Here is a 21,486-nt window from a genome sequence, read left to right as displayed (position 1 = left end):
GTGTATCCAGGCGTTTGCCGGGCTTGCATGCCCGGTCCTCGTTATTCACCGACGCTGATCTTCAGGCCGGCGGCAATCGCAAAGGGGGCCAGGGTAATGGCCAGTGCCGTCAGGCTGGCCAGCCACAACAGGTGGCCGGTCGCGGGCATAGTGTGCAGCGCCGCTTGCAACGCACCACTGCCCAGGATCAATACCGGTATGTATAGCGGCAGAATCAGCAGCGCTAACAGCAAACCGCCGCGTTTGAGCCCGACCGTCAGCGCTGCACCGACCGCGCCCAGCAGGCTGAGCACCGGCGTGCCCAGTAGCAGGGAGGCCAGCAGCACGGGCAGGCATTCACCGGGCAGGCCGAGCATCAGCGCCAGCAGCGGCGCCAACAATACCAGTGCCAGGCCGGAAAAGGTCCAGTGCGCCAGCACCTTGGCCAGCACCAGCAATGGCAACGGGTGCGGCGACAGCACCCACTGCTCCAGCGAGCCGTCCTCGAAATCGCTGCGAAACAGGCCATCGAGCGACAGCAGCACGGCCAGTAATGCCGCGACCCAGACCAAACCTGGCGAGAGGGTTTGCAGCAATTGGGTTTCGGGCCCGACTGCCAGGGGAAACATCGCCACCACGATGGCGAAGAACACCAGCGGGTTGGCCAGTTCGGCCGGCCGGCGCCACAGCAGCCGCGCTTCACGGCGCAGCAACAGGATGAATACGCTCATGCAGCCCACTGCCCCAGGTTCAGTTCGCGGTAGCCGCGCGGGCGCTGGCGCAGTTCATGGTGGGTGGTCAACACCACCGTGCCGCCGGCTTCGCAGTGCTGGACCAGGTGTTGTTCGAGCTGGGCCACGCCCTGTTTGTCCAGGGCGGTGAACGGCTCGTCGAGAATCCACAAGGGTGGACCCGGCAGGTACAGCCGAGCCAGGGCCACCCGGCGCTGTTGGCCGGCAGACAAGGTATGGCACGGCACCTCTTCGAAACCGTGCAGGCCGATGGCGGCCAGCGCTTGGTCGATGCCGTGAGCGTCGGCCGGCTGATGCAGCGCGCACAGCCAGGCGAGGTTCTCCTGCGCGGTGAGCACGTCCTTGATGCCGGCGCTGTGGCCGATCCACACCAGCTGCGCAGCCAATGCCTGACGGCATTCGACCAACGGCACGCCACCCCACAACAGTTGCCCGGCGCTAGGCTGCATGAGCCCGGCGAGCAAGCGCAGCAGGCTGGTCTTGCCACTGCCGTTGGGGCCGCTGACCTGCAGCAGGTCACCGGCGCGCAGGTCGAGGTCCAGATGCTCGAAGAGCATCCGCCAGTCGCGTTCGCAGGCAAGGCCAATGGCCTGGAGGTGGAAGGTCACGGTTTCGCCTTATGCTGGGATGGACATCGCACCCGACCGGGCCGCTCGCCAGAAAGCGCGCGACGCGCAGGGCCAGAAGGCCTCAAGTCGACGGGACGGCTGCCGTTACACTGGCAACGACCCACACCGGGTGGGCCGCAGCGCGGCCGGCATTATACATGTACCGCGTCAGCCCAAGAGGGTTTGGCTCAACAGGTTGTATACAATCATGACTGAGATCAATAGTCTCCCGCCGCAAGCGACCACGGCTGCTGCCGGCCCGCGCCCTGCGACCAGTGGTGAGGTGCTACGGCTCTCTGCACCCCAGGCTGACCTGCTGCCGCCTGGCACCACCGCCCAGGCCGACGTGCTCAGCCTGCGCCAGGTTGGCCAGTCGTTCCAGATGCTGCTGCGCCTGACCCTGGCCGATGGTCAGCAGACCCAGGTCCAAGCCAACGCCAGCCAGCCCTTGGCACAGGGCAGCCAGATGCTCGTGAGCCAGACCCAGAGCGCCCAGTTGGCGGTGCTGATGCCAGCGTTCGGCAGTGAGGCGCGGTCGGTGCTGACCCAACTCGATACCCGCGCCACCCCGGTCGGCACCCTGCTTCAGGGCAAGGTGTTGACCACCCAGGCGCTGCCGAGCGTGGCCGGCCAGGCGGCGGTGTACCGCTCTCTGGTCAGCCTGATCAACAGCGCCCAGGCCGGCGCCACCTTGAGCATCGACAGCCCGCGTCCGCTGGCGCTGGGCAGCTTGCTCAGCGCCCAGGTGACGGGCGACCAGTCACTGCGTTTCGTGCCCCTGAGTGGCCGACAGGACGAGCTGGCCATCGCCCAGCAACTACTCACGCAGCAAGGTCGCCAGGCCGACCTCAACGGCCTGCTCAACAGCCTGCAACGCCTGGCTAGCGACTCGGACACCAGCGCCCAGCTGCGCAGCAGCGCCGAATGCCTGCTCGCCAGCCTGCCAGAGGTGCGCCAGCTCAGCGACGCCAAGGGCGTGGCCCAGGCCCTGGCCAACAGCGGCGGATTTCTCGAAGCCAAGCTGACCGGCGGGCAGACCGCCGCGCTGGCCACCGACCTGAAAGCCAACCTGCTGCGCCTGGTGGCCCACGCCAGCCAGGCGCCCGGCGCACCGAGCTTCAATCCTGCCCACGCCACCACCCTGGCCCCGTTGCTCCCAGGCTTGGCGCGCGCGGCGCTGGGCATGCTCGGCAATGCCGCACCGCGCCAGCAGCCCGGAGGTTTCCCGCTGCCCTCGCGCCTGCTGCAGAGCCTGGAGGGCGAAGGCGACCTGGAGCACCTGCTGCGCCTGGCCGCCGCGGCGATATCGCGCCTGCAGAGCCATCAGCTGAGCAGTCTGCAGCAGACCGGCTTGACCGAGAACGGTACGTTGCAGAGCACCTGGCAGACGGAAATCCCGCTGCGACACGGCCAGGAATTCGTCCCCTTGCAGGTCAAGGTGCAGCATGAAGAGCCCGCCGAGCCCAAGGGTGAAGAGCGCGCCAGCGCCAAGGAAACGCCCGAATCGGTATGGCGCATCGAGCTGGCCTTCGACCTGCACCCCCTGGGCCCGCTGCAAGTGCTGGCGCAGTTGAGCCAGGGCCGCCTGTCCGGACAACTGTGGGCCGAACACCCCGCCACTGCACGCCTGCTCGACAGCCAGTTGGGCGCACTGCGCGAGCGCCTGGTCAGCCGCGGCCTGGACGTGGGCGACTTACAGTGCCAGGCCGGCACGCCGCCACAAGGCCCTCGAACCCGACTCGAACAACGCTGGGTGGATGAAAACGCATGAACAAGGCTCCCCGCCAGGCCATCGCCCTGAGCTATGACGGCGAACAAGCACCAACCCTGAGCGCCAAGGGCGACGACGAGCTGGCCGAGGCCATCCTGGCCCTGGCCCGCGAGCACGAAGTCCCCATCTACGAGAACGCCGAGCTGGTACGGCTGCTGGCGCGCCTGGAGCTGGGCGAGCAGATTCCCGAAGCACTGTACCTGACCATCGCCGAAATCATCGCCTTCGCCTGGCAACTGCGCGGCAAGGTGCCGGCCGGTTTCGAGCCAACCCCGCAGGAGCGCGACATCACGCCCAACCTGCCCCGCTTGCCCTCAAGCTATAAATAGCCCCTGCCTGGGCCGGCCATCGCGAAGGTAGCGCCTTTGTCCAGAACAGAGGCCGACCCATGCATGACCTACCGCTTGAACACCTGTCCATGGTCAGTGACGCACTGCGCGACTTTCCACGCCCCGATCTGCTGGCGCTCGAAGCGTTGCAGACCTGGTTGCGCCAACAGGGCATCGACGCCTCCCCGCTCGAGATCGACGTCGTCACCGTCCATTACCAACGCGAGCCCTTGGGCGAAGGTCGGACGCACTTTCGCGAAAACGCGCTGATCACGCAGAAGATGAACCTGGTCGAAGCCCTGCTGTGCAATTGGCAGGGAGAAACCGCCGCAGGCTATGGCGGGTTTCACTATGGCAACTGGGCCGGCTCTGCACCAACGGGCGCGCTGCACCTGGTCGAGCGCCTGGGCACCCATGAGCTGCTGTCCAACTACTCCGATTACGAAGTATTCAACGGCCTGTACCAGCGCACCCAGCCTGCGGCCTACGGTCCAGCCAACCGGGTGGCGGTTCGTGCCGAGGATCTGCAGTCGTTCATCTGGGGGCTGCATTTCCACCAGCGCTACATCGGCCAGCTCGACACCTACTGGAAAGCGCGATTCGACCTGTATCAGCGAGCCATCAAGATCAACTTCATCGCCGCCTGCAATCGTCAGGTCAGCCAGGGCAGCCTTACCGACGCTGGGCGGCGCATCATCTGGCAGGTGGCCGGGCTGGTACCCAGGCCGCCGCAGCTGCGCATCGCCATGCTCAACGTCTATGGCTACGTGAGTACCTCGATCCTCTGTCTGCAAGATTCCAGTACCGACCGTACGCTGCTGTACATCCCGGGCAATCGCTACCCGTTTCACGAATTCGACGACACCGCCAGCCTGCAGCACTGGTTCGCCACGCAGTGCCAGGACGCCGCCACGCGCAACGCCCTGCTGCAGCACTTCAGCCCGGGCGACTGGCCCGACGGCCTGGATTTCAGCGGCGTGAGAACCGCCCTCAAGGGGCTGGCGAGGTATCCCAAGCCCTACCGGCTGTCGAGCGCGCGCCCAGGTTTCACCACCAGCGGCATCTGGCGGCCCACGGTGATGGTCAACTACCGCCCCGCGCGCTACAGCCCGCCTATCCAGCAGGACGTGTTCCGCCACCTGGCGCGCTGGCATCAGAAGCGGTCCTACGCCGACGCCGATAGCCAGATCGTCAGTAACCACCAGATCGACAAGGCCAACTGGACCAACTACCTGAAGATTGCCATGGGCATGCTGCTACCGGTGGCCATGGTGCTGCCTGCCCTGGCCCCGCTGCTGGCCATAGGCGGGCTGGCGCAGTTCACACTCGGGCTGGACAAGGTACTCAACGGTGCCGACGCCGAGGCCAAGGCCGAAGGCGTCGACCTGCAGGTATTCGGCTTGCTCAACGCAGCCCCCCTGGCCAGTGCCCTGGTGCAGCGCTCAGAGGCGGTATTTCGCTACTGGCGGCCCGGTTTTTTCTCCAGCACGCGCTTGGCTCAGCGCCTGGGTGCACCGATGGGCGCCGCCCCTCTGCTCGATTCGATGGAACTGCAACGCGCCGAACTGGCGTTCCGGGAAATCGATCGCCACGCTCAGCCCATGACCCCGGCGGTGATCAAGCGCATCGACTCAGGCTTGATGCATCGCTTTTCCGCGCAGTTGATGCTGCCTGAAGGGGTCAGCCATGATTGGGTGGAATATGAACTGCAGAGCGATGCGTTCATTCGCACCCGCGACGCGCGTCAGCCAGACCCTGAGCGCTGGGTTGCCATCGAGGGGGACCCTCAGCACCTCACCCGGCAGCAGGCGCCTGCGGCGGGGGTGACCGACGCGATGCGTATGGCCCGCCTGCGCAGCTTGGGCATCGACGTCGACCTGCCGATCGACCTTGCAGCCTACGACGCGCTGCCAACCTCGCCCATTGCACGGCGGATCACCAGCATCTGGACGGGCAACCACCCGCTGGGCAGCGCGTTCATCGACGCGCTGGCGCACAATGCCCAGGCCTTGCGCGACAGTGCGTACCACTACCAGCTGCTGATCTCGCGCCTGGATCTGACGGCGTACCAGGACAACCTCAAGCTGCTGCAAGCCCGGGCTCCGACCCTGGAGGTCCTGCCGCTGGAAGACCAGCCGTTCTTCCACGCCTTCGCCGACTCGGCCTACTACCCGCAGTACCAGGCAGCCCTCGGCAACCTGCCCGGCACCCAGAGCAATTTCAGCTCGGCCTGCGATATCTTGCGCTACCGCCTGCTGGCGGAGGTGGGCGGGCTCTACATGGATGCCGACGACCTGCTGCTGTTGCCCTCACGCAGTCACGAGCAGACGCTGCCTCTGGAGCGCATTCCCCTGGCGACCACCGCCGACGGGCTGCTGCTCTCGCCTCCGGTTTCCAACGATCAGATGGGCATGTACATCCAGTTCAACAGCAGCCTGATCGGCAGTCACCCCGGCAACCCCACGCTGGACGCCATTTCCGAGGAGATCCTCCAACGCTACCAACGCAGCCCCAGCTTCTATCACAGCCGCCCCGACGCCAAACTCGAACCTGTGCGGTTCGCAGACTACGCGCACCAGCTCAGCCAGATGACCGGCCCGGGGGTGCTCAACGCGGTGATCGACCGCCAGTTGCCCTGGCTGCGGCAACTGCGCGAACTCTGCAACCTGCTGGTCTCGCCGATCCACGACCTTCACCAGCGGCTCGATCTCGCAGCGTTTCTGCGGGTGATGCGCCAGCACGTCCCACTCAATCAGGTCGCCGCGATCGGTAGCGCTCACAGCTGGGCGCAGCCCTGACGCGCAAGCGTCTGGCATCCGTCACCGCGCACGTGCGCCTCAAGGCGCACGGTCGAGCCCGACGCATGCGGCACAGACGCACGCAAGGCCAGCACTATGTACCGCTTGCCACAGGCGAACAGGACCGAGGCTGCCGGGTTCCAGCAACCCGGAGAATGTCCATGGCTACAAGCGGCATCAACATCCAAGGCGTACAGCGCGTGCGCGACCATCTGGCCCACCTGCCCCGTCCCGACCTTGAAGCAAAGCGCCTGATCGGCGACTGGCTGCAAGCCCAAGGCCTGGGCCTGGACCCCGACCAGCTCGACGTCGTGACCCTGCACCTGAGATCGCACGAGCCAGGTCGCTACCAGGCGCAGGTCATGCAACGGGTCAGCCTGACCGAGGCCGTGCTGACCAACTGGCAGGGGGAATCGGACAACGACGTCTTCGGCGCACTCATTGCGGCGCCCTGGGCCGGGCGTTTGCCCACCGACGGCGTCATTGAAGTGGTCGCCGCCCTGGGCCCTCGGCCGTGGTTCGAAAACGGTGCGCCCTACCAGGTCTACAATGGCGTGTTCAAGCGCGGGGAAGCCGCGCGGTTCGATGCCTCGACGCTTGTGGCGGTGAATGCACAAGCGCTGCAGCAGCACATCGAGACACTGGATTTCCACACCCGCTACCACGCCCTGCTCGATGACTATTGGCGCGTTCATGCAGACGAGCATCGCCTGTGCTGCAAGCTGAACCTGGTGGCCGCCTGCAACAAGCAGGTCAGCGAGGGTAGCCTGAGCGAGGGCGCCAGGCAGCTGATCTGGCAAGCCGCCGAGCTGCTCCCGCGCCGCCCGGGGCTGCGCCTGCAGGCCCTGAACATCTATGGCTATAGCGCCACTGACCTGCTCTGCCTTCACGACACGCACAGTGATCTGATCGTGCTCTATGCGCCGGGCAACAGCTCGCCGCTGCTGGAGTTCGCCAGCCATGACCTGCTCAAGGACTGGATCGGTCAGCAATGCAAGGGCGCGCTTGGGCGCCGTGAGCTGAAACGCCATTTCCGCCTGGCCGACGGCCCACAAGGGGTGGACTTCAGTGGGCTGGACACCGCCCTGGAAGGCTTGGCTGCCTACCCTGCCAGCCACCGCTTGCCGCCAGAACATGGTTACTTCAACGACGACGGCACCTGGCCACCGCGCACCTATGTCAACTACCGGCCTGATCACTACAGCCCGGCCATCGAAGGCGACCTGTTCCAGGCCTTGACCGACCGCCAGCGGCAACGCAGCTACGACGATGCCGATTTCCTCATCACCAGCAACAGCGAGATCAGCAAGCGACGCTGGCGCGGCTATCTGGACAGCACGCTCAACCTGCTGTTGCCATTGAGCTTCGTGGTGCCCGGTCTGGCGCCCCTGCTGGCCGTAGGCGGCATCGTGCAGCTGGGCCTGGGGCTGGACCAGGCGATCAACGGCAAGACGCTCCAAGACCGGCTCGACGGTGTCGACCACGTGGTCTATGGCGTGTTCAACGCGGTGCCATTCGTCGCCCAGGCCGCGAGCAAGGTCGCCGACTCGCTGTTCCAGACCTGGCAAGACGGCTTCGTGGTGCCAACGCGCCTGCATGATCAGATCGGCTATCCGCTAAGCCCCATCGACCCGCCGCGCTTGCCTGAGACAGACATCGCCGCGTATTTCCACCGTCCACTGCGCATCGAGCCCTTGCCCGGAGGGGATGCCGAGGTGGCTGACGCCGTACACCGTTACCCGCGCTACAACGGTGGCCACGACCTGCTGCGCGGCTATTACGAGCCATTCGAGGGGTATGTGCAGGAGCTGGAACTGGTCTATGACCTGGAAAGCGGCCTGTTCCTCACCGAAGAGGGCCTCAACGAGATCCAACCCTCCTGGTACGAACCCGATCCAGGCACGGGTAACGTCCGTCGTGTCGCGCCGGGCGCGCGCCCCACCACCGATGCCATGCGCACGGCCACCTTGCGCGGGCTGGGTATCGACCTGCCGCTGCCTGTGGAACTGCCGTCGTTCGAGGTCGAAGGCGCCGAGCCCATTCCCAAGCAGATCACCAGCCTCTGGGTCGGCAACCGGCACATCGAGGACAGCGTGTTGAACAACCTCGGCTACAACGCCCAGCTGCTCAAGGACAGCCCGTACCGGTACCGCTTGCTGCTATCGAGCAACGACCCTGACGCGTTCGCCCACAACCTGGCGCAGCTCACTGCCAGAGCGCCGGGCCTGGAAGTGCTGCCATTGGAAGAACAGGCGTTTTTCGAGGCATTCAAGCAGCACCCCAACTACGCGCAGTACCTGACGGCAACCTCGGGACCGGCGAGCAACCTGGCCTCTGCCGCCGACGTCCTGCGCTATCCGATGCTGCACAGCGAAGGGGGGTTGTACATGGACATCGACGACGCCCTGCTGCCCTTGGCGGGCTCCGATGCGGCCGCGCCGGCCATGGCTGCACTCGACACCGTGGAACTGGCGACGACCCCAGACGGCCTGCTGCTGCAGCCGCCCCTGCAAAACGAGCTCATGGGCCTGAACTCGATGTACAACAACAGCATGATAGGCAGCCATGCCGGCAACCCGACGCTGTTGCGCATTTGCGAAGAAATGCAGGCACGCTATCTGAGCACGCCGGAGCCTTACCCTGCTTGCCCCGGCCGCGCCGAAGACCCTTCAGGCTTTCGCCGCTTCGCCCGGCATGTGAGCTGGCTGACAGGCCCGGCGTTGCTGACGGACACGGTCGATCGTCTGCTGCCCGACCTGCAGCGGCTGCGACAGCTGTCGCACCTGTTCATGATGCCGTGCACCAACAGCGCGGCCTTCATCGACCTTGACACCCTGAACGCACTGCGCGAAGTGCGCCTGCCATTGAAGCGGGTGGCCCGGATCGGCAATCTGCATTCGTGGGCGCGCCCGTGATGCCGGGCAGCCAACGCATGCTGGCAACCACGCAGTGACTGGCGGGATGACACGGCCTGCGGCCCAGGCGCTGCCCGAACGACCGGCCACACGACCGACCGAGCAGGGTTGCGCAGCCCTCACCGCCTGACCCTACCGCCCTGCACTGCCCCTGGCGGGGCGGTGTGGCGGCGCGAGCAGCACCGCTCAATCAGCGCGGTGCAGCTTGCTCATCAGTTGCGCTTCGGCCTGGGTCAGTCCACAGCTCTGCGTCAGCTCCTCGACCGTTGCCCCCATGCCCACCAGTTTGGCCGCCTGGCTGAACGTGACGTTGCTCGGATCGCGCTGTTCGAGCTGTTGCAGCTTATCGGGCAACGGCGCCAACGCCACACGCAGATCATGGATGGCCTCACCCATGCGCACGGTGCCGTTCTGGTAGTCGTCCAGGCGCTTGGCCATGTCCTTGATGCGCTGATCACGCAGCGCATCGCCGATCGCCTGCTCGGCCATCAGCTGGCGCTGACGCTTGCTGTAGTTGAGGAAGAACCACACGCTCAGCGCCCACAGCACCGCCAGCAACAGCACCGCCACCTCGAAGATCACCTTAGATGTTCTCCAGTTCCGACCACTCTTCCTCGGTCATCATCTTGTCCAGCTCGACCAGAATCAGCAGCTCGCCATTCTTGTTGCACACGCCCTGGATGAACTTGGCCGACTCGTCGTTACCGACGTTCGGCGCCGTTTCGATTTCGGACTGGCGCAGATAGACCACCTCGGCAACGCTGTCGACCAGGATGCCGACCACTTGCTTGTCGGCCTCGATGATCACCACACGGGTGTTGTCGGTGACTTCGGTCGGCATCAGGCCGAAGCGTTGACGGGTGTCGATGACCGTGACCACGTTGCCGCGCAGGTTGATGATGCCCAGCACATAGCTGGGCGCCCCCGGAACCGGCGCGATCTCGGTGTACCGCAAGACTTCCTGTACCTGCATGACGTTGATGCCATAGGACTCATTGTCCAGGCGGAAGGTAACCCATTGCAGAATCGGGTCTTCGGAGCCCTGCGCAGACGATTTTTTCATTCCCCTACCCTCAAATCCGCCGGTGGCGGTGTATACGGCTGTGTCATTGGTGTTGGGTGTGCATCTGCTTGACGGCGCCACTGGCGATCAGCTCTGCCAGCTCGGCGACGTCGAGCAACGCACACATGTGTTCGATCACGGTTCCGGCCAGCCACGGGCGTTGGCCCCGTTGGCTGCGCCATTTGATTTCGTCCGGGTCCAGGCGCAACGAGCGGCTGACCTGATGCACCGCCAACCCCCACTCGTAGCCCTGCACCGAGATCACGTATTGCAGGCCCTGACGGAAATCGTCGCGGTAGCGGTCGGGCATCACCCAGCGCGCGGTGTCGAGCACCTTCAGGTTGCCGGCCTGGCAGGTCAGGATGCCGAGGAACCAGTCGGGCTGACCGAACAGCGGCGTCAGCTCCTGGCCGGCCAGCGGGTAGATCGAGCCCAGGCACACCAGCGGCACGGCCAGGGTCAGCCCGGCGACGTCGAACAACAGGCACTCGAACGGCTCGGCGGCCCAGGCTGGGCGGCCGCTGTCGTTGGCGGGCGGAATCGGTGGCAGCAGCGCCGGGCGGTGGATCTCGGCCAGCGGCGCGACGGGCTCCGGCTCGACCAGCGCCGCGGGCTCGAGCAGCGGGATCGCGGCTTCGACCAGTATCTGTTCGTCCAGCACTTTCAACACAGGCTCGGCCACGCTCAGCACGCTAGGCAACGCAGGCAATGCCGGCGAAACGGGCGGCTCGGCGAACGGCCGACTCGGCACGCGGCTCGGCACGGCGGGCTGTCGGCTGGCGTCGCGCTGCTGTTCCTCGCGCACGGCCTGGGCAAAGTCATCGGCATCGCTGCCTGGCGCGGTGGCCAGTTCCTCATCGAGCAGCTGCGTGGCGTCCTGCAGCAGCCCATCGAGGTAGGACTGCAGCGCCAGTTGCGGCTTGCTGGCAAGCGGTCGGGGTGCGTTCATCAGGCCACCTGCAATGCGTTACGGTAGGTCAACAGGTGCTTGAGCAGCGCGCGGTACGCCACCAGGCCACGGCTCTTGGCATCATGCTGACTGGGCGTGACCCCGGAGCGGCTGGCGTCGCGCAGGCGCGTGTCGACCGGAATGTAGCCCTGCCAGACGTGTTCGGGATAACTGTCGCGCAGCAGCTTGAGGGTGCTCATCGAGGCCTGGGTACGGCGGTCGAACAGGGTCGGCACGATCTGGAACGGCAGCGCTTGCTTGCGCGAGCGGTTGATCATGGCCAGCGTGCTGACCATCCGCTCCAGGCCCTTCACGGCCAGGAATTCGGTCTGCACCGGAATCACCAACTGCTGGCTGGCCGCCAGTGCGTTGACCATCAGCACGCCCAACAGCGGCGGGCTGTCGATCAGGGCGAAATCAAAATCCTGCCACAGCTGCGCCAGACTCTTGGCGATCACCAGGCCCAGGCCATTCTGCCCGGGGGACTGACGCTCCAGCACCGCCAGCGCGGTGCTCGAGGGCAACAGCGAGATGCGCTCGTCGCTGGTCGGCAGCAGCAACTGGCCCGGCAAACCCTCGGGCACTGCGCCCTTGTGCTGGAACAAGTCGTAGCAGCTGTGCTCCAGCGCATCGGGGTTGTGCCCGAAATAGCTGGTCATCGAGCCGTGCGGATCGAGGTCGACGACGATCACGCGCTTGCCCGCCTCGGCCAGCAAGCCGGCCAGAGCGATGGTGGTGGTGGTCTTGCCGACTCCACCTTTTTGATTGGCGACTGCCCAGACTCTCATGGTGCCTTGCTTCCTCCCGGGTGGCCGACAGCCATGCCGGGAACGGTGTCTTGATTCGGTGACGGAGAATTGACGGGGTCAGCTATCATTCGCCGTCGCTCGGGTCGCAGGTGCACTTTGTGTGCCAGCCCGGCGCAAGGCCGCATCTGGCGTCGCGTTGGCCGCACCGGTCGCGGTCAGGCTGCGACGCACCTCAAGGTTGCGCGAAATCACCAGCACCACCCGACGGTTCTTCGCCCGGCCCGCCGGCGTATCGTTACCGGCCACCGGCTGGTACTCGCCATAGCCCACCGAGGCCATGCGCCCAGGGTTGACGCCATCGAGCGCTAGCAAGCGCACAATGCTCGCCGCGCGCGCCGAGGACAGCTCCCAGTTGGTCGGATACTGCGCCGTGCGAATCGGCTGGTTGTCGGTGAAACCTTCAACGTGCACCGGGTTGGCAAAGGGTTTGAGAATGCCCGCCACGCGGTCGATGATCGAGAACGCCGCATCGCTTGGCATCGCATCGCCACTGCCGAACAGCAGCGAGGAGTTGAGCTCGATCTCTACCCACAGCTCGTTACCGCGCACGGTCATCTGGTTACCCGAGATCAGATCGCCAAAAGCCGCCGTGACCTCGTCGGTGATGGTCTTGAGCGGGTCGTTGCTGGCCTGCCCCAACCCTGCGTCCGTCTGTTCGCTGTCATTGATCAGCGGCTGCGCGGGGCGAACGCTGAGCGGCCGTTCCTCGCCGATGGGGATGGCGCGCACACTGCGTTCCGGGTGGTTGAACACCCCCAGCAGGGCTTCGGACACCACCTTGTACTTGCCTTCGTTGACCGAGGAAATCGAGTACATCACCACGAAAAAAGCGAACAGCAAGGTGATGAAGTCCGCGTAGGACACCAGCCAGCGTTCATGGTTTTCCGGTTCTTCAACGTGGCGACGACGACGCATGCCCTACTCCATGAAGCCTTGCAGCTTCAGCTCGATCGAGCGTGGATTTTCCCCTTCGGCAATCGACAGCAAGCCTTCCAGCAACATTTCGCGATAGCGCGACTGGCGCATCACCAGCGCCTTGAGCTTGTTCGCCACCGGCAACAGGATCAGGTTGGCGCTGGCCACCCCGTAGATGGTCGCCACGAAGGCCACAGCGATGCCGCTGCCCAGCTGCGCCGGGTCTGCCAGGTTGCCCATCACATGGATCAGGCCCATCACCGCGCCGATGATGCCGATGGTCGGCGCATAGCCGCCCATGCATTCAAAGACCTTGGCCGCTTGCAGGTCGCGGCTTTCCTGGGTGAGAAAGTCCACTTCAAGAATGCTGCGCACCGCCTCCGGCTCTGCCCCATCGACCAGCAACTGCAAACCCTTGCGCGCATACGGATCAGGTTCGATGTCGGCCACGCTTTCCAGGCCCAGCAGGCCTTCCTTGCGCGCCGTCAGGCTCCAGTTGACCACCCGGTCGATGCCGCCGGCCAGATCGATGCGCGGTGGAAAGAGAATCCAGCGCAGGATCTGCAGGGCCCGCTTGAAGGCCGGCAGCGGCGACTGCAGCAACGCCGCCGCCAAGGTGCCGCCCAGCACGATCAACGCTGCCGGACCGTTGATCAGCGCACCGGCATGACCGCCTTCCAGGAAGTTGCCGCCGACGATGGCCACGAACGCCAGGATCAGGCCGATCAGGCTCAGCACATCCATCAGACGCAGGCCTCGACCAGGTGCCGACCGATGTCATCGAGGCTGTACACCGCATCGGCCAGGTTGGCTTTGACGATGGCCATGGGCATGCCATAGATCACGCAGCTGGCTTCATCCTGCGCCCACACCGTGCTGCCGCTCTGCTTGAGCAACCGCGCGCCCTCGCGGCCATCGGCGCCCATGCCGGTGAGTACCACCGAGAGCACTTTGTCGCCATAGGACTTGGCGGCCGAGCCGAAGGTGATGTCCACGCACGGTTTGTAATTGAGGCGTTCGTCACCCGGCAGGATCTTCACCGTGCCGCGCGCATCGACCATCATCTGCTTGCCGCCAGGGGCCAGCAGGGCCAGGCCTGGGCGCAGGATGTCGCCGTCTTCGGCTTCCTTGACGTTGATCCGGCAGAGCTTGTCGAGGCGTTCGGCGAACGCCTTGGTGAACGCCGCCGGCATGTGCTGGATCAGCACGATGGGCGCCGGGAAGCCGGCCGGCAGTTGCGTCAGTACCCGTTGCAGCGCCACCGGGCCGCCCGTCGAGGTGCCGATGGCGACCAGCTTGTATGGCTTGCGCCGCGGCGCGGGTGTGGGTGCGCTGGGCGCGGCAGGTGCAGCGGCGCTGCGCGAGGGCACAGGGCTGCGAGCCGGCGCAGGGCTGCGCGCGGGTGAGGAAAACGTGCTGGTCGCGGCGCTCGGCTGAGCACTTGCGCCCGAGGAGGGGGTTGCGCTTGGCGCAGGCGCTGGCGGCGTGGCCGCCGGGCTGCTGTAGCTGCCAAACCGGCGGTTACTGCGCGACAGCGTATGGACCTTTTCACAGAGCATCTGCCGCACCTTTTCAGGGTTGCGCGAGATGTCTTCGAAGTTCTTCGGCAGGTAGTCGACCGCCCCGGCATCCAGCGCATCGAGCGTGACCCGGGCGCCTTCGTGGGTCAGCGAGGAGAACATCAACACCGGGGTCGGGCAGCGCTGCATGATGTGCCGCACTGCCGTGATGCCATCCATCATCGGCATCTCGTAGTCCATGGTGATGACATCTGGCTTGAGCGCGAGGGCTTGGTCGATCGCTTCCTTGCCATTGGTCGCGGTGCCGACGACCGTGATCGTCGGGTCGCCTGCGAGAATTTCCGAGACGCGGCGGCGGAAGAAACCCGAATCATCCACCACCAGGACCTTGACTACCATAAACACTCCATTAGACCGCGCACCCTTGCAGGCGCGCCGTCGCAATCAAATACGCCGTGCGGCGTAACGCTTGAGCATGCTGGGCACATCGAGGATCAGCGCAATGCGCCCATCGCCGGTGATGGTCGCCCCTGACATGCCTGGCGTGCCTTGCAGCATCTTGCCCAGCGGCTTGATTACCACTTCTTCCTGGCCCACCAGTTGATCGACGACAAAGCCGATGCGCTGGGTGCCCACGGAGAGAATCACCACATGCCCCTCGGGCTGCTCCTCGTGGGCCTGGCCCTGGACCAGCCAGCGCTTGAGGTAGAACAGCGGCAGGGCCTTGTCGCGCACGATCACCACTTCCTGACCGTCGACCACGTTGGTGCGCGACAGGTCGAGGTGGAAGATCTCGTTGACGTTGACCAGCGGGAAGGCGAACGCCTGGTTGGCCAGCATCACCATCAGGGTCGGCATGATCGCCAGGGTCAGCGGCACCTTGATGACGATCTTCGAGCCCTGCCCCTTGGCCGAGAAAATGTTGATCGAGCCGTTGAGCTGGGAAATCTTGGTCTTGACCACGTCCATGCCCACACCACGGCCGGACACGTCGGAGATTTCCGTCTTGGTCGAGAAGCCCGGGGCGAAGATCAGGTTGTAGCAGTCCGATTCGCTCAGGCGGTCGGCGGCGTCCTTGTCCATCAGGCCCTTTTCCACGGCCTTGGCGCGCAGCACGCTGGGGTCCATGCCCTTGCCGTCATCGGAGATCGACAACAGGATGTGATCGCCCTCCTGCTCGGCCGACAGCACCACACGCCCGGTGCGCACCTTGCCGGAGGCTTCGCGCTCTTCGGGCATTTCGATGCCGTGGTCGACGGCGTTGCGCACCAAGTGCACCAACGGGTCGGCCAGGGCTTCGACCAGGTTCTTGTCGAGGTCGGTCTCTTCGCCGACCAGTTCCAGGTTGATGTCTTTCTTCAGTTGCCGAGCCAGGTCACGCACCAGGCGCGGGAAGCGCCCGAAGACCTTCTTGATCGGCTGCATGCGGGTCTTCATCACCGCCGTCTGCAGGTCGGCAGTCACCACATCGAGGTTCGAGACCGCCTTGGACATGGCCTCGTCACCGCTGTTGAGGCCCAGGCGCACCAGACGGTTACGCACCAGCACCAGCTCGCCGACCATGTTCATGATCTCATCGAGCCGTGCGGTATCGACGCGCACAGTGGTCTCGGCTTCGCTGGCGTGCTTTTCGGCGGGGACGGCCACCGCTGCGCGGGCCGGCGCCGGCGCGGCGGGCTTGGCTGGCGCGGCTGCAGAGGCCGCAGGCCTGGGCAGCGGCGCCGGCGTTGGCGCCGCGGGGGCGGCCACGGCGGCGCTGACGGCATCGGCTGCAGGTGCCACACGCTCGGCGGCAAACTTGCCTTTACCGTGCAGCTCGTCGAGCAAGGCCTCGAATTCGTTTTCGGAAATGTGCTCGCCGCCACCGGCAGGCGCAGGCGCCGCTGGCGCCTCGGCCGCAACGCCGGGCAAGGCATCGGCGGTGAAGGCGCCCTTGCCGTGCAACTGATCGAGCAGGGCTTCGAATTCGTCGTCGGTGATCTCGTCGCTGGCAGGCGCCGTAGCCGGCGCCTGGGCCTCTACCGTGGTGGACGGTGCAGAGAACTGACCCTTGCCGTGCAACTGGTCGAGCAAGGACTCGAACTCGGCATCGGTGATCTCGTCGCTGTCGCTGTCGCTGCTCGCCGCCGTTGAAACAGGCGCGGCCGCGCCAGGGCTGGCAGCGGCAGGTGCTCGCGCCGCCGCCGCGGCCTCGGCCTTGACCGCATCCAGCGAGTCGAGCAGTTGCTCGAATTCATCGTCGGTGATGTCGCCGTTGTCCGCCGCTACCGGCGCCGCAGCAGGCGCTGGGGCTTGCGGGGCCTGCACGGGTGCCGGCGGTGGCGCGGCGCTCGCGGGCTCTGCCAGGCGCGCCAAGGCGTCCAGCAGCTGCGGCGTGGCCGCCGTGACCGGGGTGCGCTCACGCACCTGGCCGAACATGCCATTGACGGCGTCCAGCGCTTCGAGCACTACGTCCATCAACTCCGAATCCACGCGGCGCTCACCTTTGCGCAGGATGTCGAAGACGTTCTCGGCAATGTGGCAGCACTCAACCAGCTCATTGAGCTGGAGGAAGCCGGCGCCCCCTTTTACGGTATGAAACCCGCGGAAAATCGCATTGAGCAGGTCCGCATCATCGGGTCGGCTTTCCAGCTCGACCAGCTGTTCGGACAACAGCTCGAGAATTTCGCCGGCCTCTACCAGGAAATCCTGGAGGATTTCTTCATCGGCGCCGAAGCTCATTGAACGTGCTCCTTAAAAACCAAGGCTGGATAGCAAATCGTCTACATCGTCCTGACCGGACACGACGTCTTCACGCTTATCGGCATGAATCTGCGGACCTTCACCTCGAGGCGGATGTTTTTCTTGGTCTTTTTCATCGCGCAGCTGCTGATGGTCATGTTCGATACCGGCAAAACGGTCGACCTGGCTGGCCATCAGCATCAGTTTGAGCAGGTTGCTTTCAACGTCTGTCACCAGCGCCGTGACGCGTTTGATCACCTGACCGGTAAGATCCTGGAAGTCCTGGGCGAGCAGAATGTCGTTGAGATGGCCCGAAACCTTGCGATTGCCCTCGGCGCTGTGCGCCAGGAAACCGTCGACGCGGCGCGCCAGGTCACGGAACTCGGTGGCCGACACTTCGCGACGCATGAAGCGCTGCCAATCGCCGCTCAGGGCCTGGGCCTCGTCGGCCAGGCTGTTGAGCACCGGGGTGCTCTCTTCGACCAGGTCCATGGTGCGGTTGGCGGCGTTCTCGGTCAGTTTGACCACATAGCCCAGCCGCTCGGTGGCGTCGGTGATCTGCGAGACCTCCTCGGCCTGCGGCATGCGCGGGTCGATCTGGAAGCTGACGATGGCGCTGTGCAGCTCGCGGGTCAGCTTGCCGACCTCGTTGTACAAGCCCAGGTCGCGGGTCTGGTTGAGCTGATGGATCAGCTGCACGGCGTCGCCGAAACGGCCTCGTTCGAGGCTCTCGACCAGCTCGCGCGCGTGTTTTTTCAGGGTGCCTTCAAACTCACCCAGAGAGGTATCGATAGATTCCATTGCGCCCCCTGGCGACTTAGCCGTTCACGCGCTCGAAGATCTTCTCGATCTTTTCTTTGAGCACCTGGGCGGTGAAAGGCTTGACCACGTACCCGTTCACACCAGCCTGTGCGGCCTCGATGATCTGGTCGCGCTTGGCTTCGGCAGTGACCATCAGCACCGGCATGCTCTTGAGCGTGTCGTGGGCACGCACCTTGCGCAGCAGGTCGATGCCGGACATGCCGGGCATGTTCCAGTCGGTCACCAGGAAGTCGTAATTGCCCCGCTCCAGCATCGGCAGGGCGGTGAGGCCATCGTCGGCCTCTTCGGTGTTGGTGAAACCCAGATCGCGCAGCAGGTTCTTGATGATCCGCCGCATCGTCGAGAAATCGTCAACGATGAGGATTTTCATGTCTTTGTTCAATTAGAGATCTCCAAACAGTCTCATCACGCGCTCGGCGCCGAGCGTGTGCGTCATTCGTTCTTTAAGCGGCACATTGCAAGCCTTGCGCTGCAACCTGTGCGGCGTTGTCTGACCGTTACATGCCTTGCAAAACCACCGCGATCCACGTTTGCCGGTCACCTGCCGCGCCGGCGCGTCAGCGCGCGCGCCACTCACCCAGGCGACTGCGCAGACGCGCCGCGCACTGGCTGTGCAACTGGCTGACCCGCGATTCGCTGACCCCCAGCACCTCGCCGATTTCCTTGAGGTTCAGCTCTTCGTCGTAATACAGCGCCAGGACCAGACGTTCACGCTCCGGCAGGTTGGCGATGGCATCGGTCAAGGCCGCCTGGAACCGTTCGTCTTCAAGGCCACGGCCCGGTTCGATCTGGCCGCTGGCACCGTCCTCGTGCAGCCCTTCGTGTTCGCCGTCCTGCAGCAGGTCGTCGAAACTGAACAGGCGGCTACCCAAGGTATCGTTGAGGATGCCGTAATAATCATCCAGCCCCATCTTGAGTTCGGCAGCAACCTCGTGATCTTTAGCGTCACGTCCGGTTCTGGCTTCAACGGCGCGCATCGCCTCGCTGACCATGCGCGTGTTGCGGTGCACCGAGCGCGGTGCCCAGTCACCCTTGCGCACCTCATCGAGCATGGCGCCGCGGATGCGAATGCCGGCGTAGGTCTCGAAACTGGCGCCCTTGCTGGCGTCGTATTTGTTGGCCACTTCGAGCAGACCGATCATGCCGGCCTGGATCAGGTCCTCGACCTGCACGTTGGCCGGCAGCCGGGCCAGCAAGTGGTAGGCAATGCGCTTGACCAGCGGCGCGTAGCGCTCGATCAGCTCGTACTGGGAATCTTTGGCTGCCCGGCTGTACATCTTGTAACCGCTCGCACTCATAGCACCGGCCCTGCGCTGGTCGGCTGCACCAGGCGCTCGACGAAGAACTCCAGGTGGCCGCGAGGATTGGCTGGCAGCGGCCAGCTGTCGACCTTCTGCGCGATGGCCTTGAACGCCAGGGCGCATTTGGAACGGGGGAACGCTTCGTACACGGCGCGCTGCTTCTGCACCGCCTTGCGCACGCATTCGTCGTAGGGCACGGCGCCGACGTACTGCAGGGCCACATCGAGGAAGCGGTCGGTGACCTTGGTCAGCTTGGCGAACAGGTTGCGCCCTTCCTGCGGGCTCTGCGCCATGTTGGCCAGCACGCGGAAGCGGTTCATGCCGTAATCGCGGTTGAGCAGTTTGATCAGTGCGTACGCGTCAGTGATCGAGGTCGGCTCGTCGCACACCACCAGCAGCACTTCCTGGGCCGCGCGCACGAAGCTCACCACCGAGTCGCCAATGCCGGCGGCGGTGTCGATCACCAGCACGTCGAGGTTGTCGCCAATCTCGCTGAAGGCCTGGATCAACCCGGCGTGCTGCGCAGGCTGCAAGTGCACCATGGTCTGCGTGCCCGACGCCGCCGGCACGATGCGCACACCGCCTGGGCCCTGCAACAGCACGTCGCGCAGCTCGCAGCGGCCTTCGATGACGTCGGCCAGGGTGCGCTTGGGGGTCAGGCCCAGCAGCACGTCGACGTTGGCCAGGCCAAGGTCGGCGTCGAGCAGCATGACCCTGCGTCCCAGCTCGGCCAGGGCCAGGGACAAGTTGACTGAAACGTTGGTCTTGCCGACGCCGCCTTTACCGCCGGTTACGGCGATCACCTGTACAGGATGCATGCTACCCATGTCTGTTGTTTACCTTGTCTCGCTTGGACCCATGCCACAGTGGAAGCCAACCGCCCGCCTCGTTCTGTAGGTACTTTTCGCAGCACATCTCTCAACCCACCCGCTTGCCAGGGTGGTGGTACAGATCAGCGAACATGTCGGCCATGGCCTCTTCGCTGGGCTCATCCTGCATCTGCACACTCACCGCACGGCTCACCAACTGGTGTTTGCGCGGCAGGTGCAGGTCATCCGGAATGCGCGGCCCATCGGTGAGATAGGCAATCGGCAGTTGATGACCGATGGCCAGGCTGAGCACTTCGCCCAGACAGGCCGTTTCATCGAGCTTGCTCAGGATGCAGCCGGCCAGGCCACAGCGCTTGTAGCTGTGGTAAGCGGCCGACAGCACCTGTTTCTGGCTGGTGGTGGCCAGGACCAGATAATTCTTTGAAGCGATGCCACGCCCGGCGAGGGTATCGAGCTGCATGCGCAGGGCCGGATCGCTGGCCTGCAGGCCGGCGGTATCGATCAGCACCACGCGCTTGCGCAGCAGCGGTTCCAACGCCTGGGCCAGTGACTCACCCGGGTCGACGTAGGTCACCGGCACGTTGAGGATGCGGCCCAAGGTCTTGAGCTGCTCCTGCGCGCCGATGCGAAAACTGTCCATGCTCACCAGCGCCAGGCTGCCGGCGCCGTACTTGAGCACGTAGCGCGCGGCCAGCTTGGCCAAGGTGGTGGTCTTGCCCATGCCAGCCGGGCCGACCAGGGCAATCACCCCGCCCTGCTCGATCGGCTCGACGTCCGGCACCTCGATGCGCCGCGCCAGGTGCGCCAGCACCATGCGCCAGGCATGGCGCGGGTCGTCGATCTCGGCGGTGAGCTGCAGCAGCTCGTTGGCCAGGGCGCCGCTCAGGCCGATGCGTTGCAGGCGGCGCCAGGCGTTGGCCTGCTGCGGCTTGCTGCCTTGCAACTGGTTCCAGGCCAGCGAGCCGAGCTGCACTTCGAGCAGCTCGCGCAGGCCCGAGAGCTCGGCACGCATGGCATCGAACAGCCGAGGATCAACCGGCGCCGGCGCTGCCGGCGCAGGGCTGGCAGCGGCGTGGACCTGCGGGTTGATCAGCGGCTCGGCGGCGGTCAGCGACTGCCCGGCGAACAACTGGCTGCCCTCGTCACTGTCGTGGCGGCTGGTCAGCTCGGCCTGGGCGGTGACGATGCGCGTTTGCGTCTTGCGCAGCTCTTCTTCCAATTCGGCATTGGGCACGCGCGGCGCCAGCGCCGAAGGCTTGTAGTCGAGCGCGGCAGTCAGTTCCACGCCGCCGGCAATGCGCCGGTTACCGATGATGGCGGCATCGGAGCCCAGCTCATCTCGGACCAGCTTCATGGCCTGTCGCATATCGGCGGCGAAAAAACGCTTAACTTGCATAACCCACT

Annotated in this window: 19 protein-coding genes; 4 read left to right on the top strand and 15 right to left on the bottom strand. The window is 65.2% G+C overall.

Translation table 11 applies throughout. The annotated features are described in order from the left end of the window. Window positions 1-41 precede the first annotated feature (41 nt). Window positions 42-710, bottom strand: a complete 669-nt coding sequence (gene ccmB / locus SJI00_RS02305; RefSeq protein WP_322460131.1) for a heme exporter protein CcmB — start codon at window positions 708-710, stop codon at window positions 42-44. Beyond that, window positions 707-1,339, bottom strand: a complete 633-nt coding sequence (gene ccmA / locus SJI00_RS02300) for a cytochrome c biogenesis heme-transporting ATPase CcmA (protein WP_322460130.1) — start codon at window positions 1,337-1,339, stop codon at window positions 707-709. Before ccmA ends, ccmB begins: the two co-directional genes overlap by 4 nt. A gap of 208 nt (window positions 1,340-1,547) precedes the next feature. Between ccmA and fliK the strand changes: the two genes are divergently transcribed. The 4 genes from fliK to SJI00_RS02280 all read left to right on the top strand — a co-directional run bounded on the left by fliK (window position 1,548) and on the right by SJI00_RS02280 (window position 9,152). Further along, entirely contained in the window at window positions 1,548-3,110 is a 1,563-nt protein-coding gene (gene fliK, locus SJI00_RS02295; RefSeq protein ID WP_322460129.1) for a flagellar hook-length control protein FliK, read from the top strand. After that, entirely contained in the window at window positions 3,107-3,439 is a 333-nt protein-coding gene (locus tag SJI00_RS02290) for an EscU/YscU/HrcU family type III secretion system export apparatus switch protein (RefSeq protein ID WP_322460128.1), read from the top strand. Before fliK ends, SJI00_RS02290 begins: the two co-directional genes overlap by 4 nt. A 59-nt stretch (window positions 3,440-3,498) precedes the next feature. Further along, window positions 3,499-6,237 carry a dermonecrotic toxin domain-containing protein gene (locus SJI00_RS02285; RefSeq protein ID WP_322460127.1) on the top strand — a complete coding sequence of 913 codons (2,739 nt, stop codon included), beginning with the start codon at window positions 3,499-3,501 and terminating at the stop codon, window positions 6,235-6,237. Between the two features lie 161 nt (window positions 6,238-6,398). Then, a complete protein-coding gene (locus SJI00_RS02280; protein WP_322460126.1) occupies window positions 6,399-9,152 on the top strand; it encodes a dermonecrotic toxin domain-containing protein in 2,754 nt (917 codons plus the stop codon). 186 nt (window positions 9,153-9,338) lie between these two features. Here SJI00_RS02280 and SJI00_RS02275 read toward each other — a convergent pair whose 3' ends face one another. From SJI00_RS02275 to flhF, 13 genes are all read right to left on the bottom strand, one after another. Then, complete coding sequence (locus SJI00_RS02275) at window positions 9,339-9,734, bottom strand: DUF2802 domain-containing protein (RefSeq protein ID WP_322460125.1); 396 nt, start codon at window positions 9,732-9,734, stop codon at window positions 9,339-9,341. 1 nt (window position 9,735) lies between these two features. After that, window positions 9,736-10,215, bottom strand: a complete 480-nt coding sequence (locus SJI00_RS02270) for a chemotaxis protein CheW (protein WP_296264255.1) — start codon at window positions 10,213-10,215, stop codon at window positions 9,736-9,738. Window positions 10,216-10,258: 43 nt separating this feature from the next. Next, window positions 10,259-11,164 (bottom strand): CheW domain-containing protein, encoded by a 906-nt coding sequence (locus SJI00_RS02265; RefSeq protein WP_322460124.1) that lies wholly within the window; start codon window positions 11,162-11,164, stop codon window positions 10,259-10,261. Next, window positions 11,164-11,952 (bottom strand): ParA family protein, encoded by a 789-nt coding sequence (locus SJI00_RS02260; RefSeq protein WP_322460123.1) that lies wholly within the window; start codon window positions 11,950-11,952, stop codon window positions 11,164-11,166. Before SJI00_RS02260 ends, SJI00_RS02265 begins: the two co-directional genes overlap by 1 nt. Before the next feature lie 78 nt (window positions 11,953-12,030). Then, window positions 12,031-12,888, bottom strand: coding sequence for a flagellar motor protein MotD (motD, locus tag SJI00_RS02255; protein ID WP_322460122.1), 858 nt, complete (start codon window positions 12,886-12,888; stop codon window positions 12,031-12,033). A 3-nt stretch (window positions 12,889-12,891) separates the two neighbouring features. Further along, window positions 12,892-13,632: a flagellar motor protein gene (locus SJI00_RS02250; protein ID WP_322460121.1), complete on the bottom strand. Its 741-nt coding sequence runs from the start codon at window positions 13,630-13,632 to the stop codon at window positions 12,892-12,894. Next, window positions 13,632-14,807, bottom strand: coding sequence for a protein-glutamate methylesterase/protein-glutamine glutaminase (locus SJI00_RS02245; RefSeq protein ID WP_322460120.1), 1,176 nt, complete (start codon window positions 14,805-14,807; stop codon window positions 13,632-13,634). The genes SJI00_RS02250 and SJI00_RS02245 overlap by 1 nt, the downstream gene beginning before the upstream one ends. 45 nt (window positions 14,808-14,852) lie before the next feature. Further along, window positions 14,853-17,129: a chemotaxis protein CheA gene (locus tag SJI00_RS02240; protein WP_322460119.1), complete on the bottom strand. Its 2,277-nt coding sequence runs from the start codon at window positions 17,127-17,129 to the stop codon at window positions 14,853-14,855. Between the two features lie 12 nt (window positions 17,130-17,141). Further along, complete coding sequence (locus SJI00_RS02235) at window positions 17,142-17,930, bottom strand: protein phosphatase CheZ (protein ID WP_322460118.1); 789 nt, start codon at window positions 17,928-17,930, stop codon at window positions 17,142-17,144. Window positions 17,931-17,946: 16 nt separating this feature from the next. Next, entirely contained in the window at window positions 17,947-18,321 is a 375-nt protein-coding gene (locus SJI00_RS02230) for a chemotaxis response regulator CheY (RefSeq protein ID WP_322460117.1), read from the bottom strand. A 187-nt stretch (window positions 18,322-18,508) separates the two neighbouring features. Beyond that, window positions 18,509-19,249 carry an RNA polymerase sigma factor FliA gene (gene fliA, locus SJI00_RS02225; protein WP_322460116.1) on the bottom strand — a complete coding sequence of 247 codons (741 nt, stop codon included), beginning with the start codon at window positions 19,247-19,249 and terminating at the stop codon, window positions 18,509-18,511. Beyond that, complete coding sequence (gene fleN / locus SJI00_RS02220; protein WP_119143319.1) at window positions 19,246-20,079, bottom strand: flagellar synthesis regulator FleN; 834 nt, start codon at window positions 20,077-20,079, stop codon at window positions 19,246-19,248. The genes fliA and fleN overlap by 4 nt, the downstream gene beginning before the upstream one ends. 91 nt (window positions 20,080-20,170) lie before the next feature. Beyond that, the gene (gene flhF, locus SJI00_RS02215) at window positions 20,171-21,478 is read right to left on the bottom strand and encodes a flagellar biosynthesis GTPase FlhF (RefSeq protein ID WP_322460115.1); all 1,308 of its coding nucleotides are present in this window, start codon (window positions 21,476-21,478) and stop codon (window positions 20,171-20,173) included. Window positions 21,479-21,486: the final 8 nt, after the last annotated feature.

Origin of the sequence: Pseudomonas gebzensis, from assembly GCF_034427815.1 — a bacterium.
Classification (GTDB): Bacteria; Pseudomonadota; Gammaproteobacteria; order Pseudomonadales; family Pseudomonadaceae; genus Aquipseudomonas.
The sequence above is the reverse complement of the archived record's forward strand: the minus strand, read 5'-3'. Positions and strand labels throughout refer to the sequence as shown.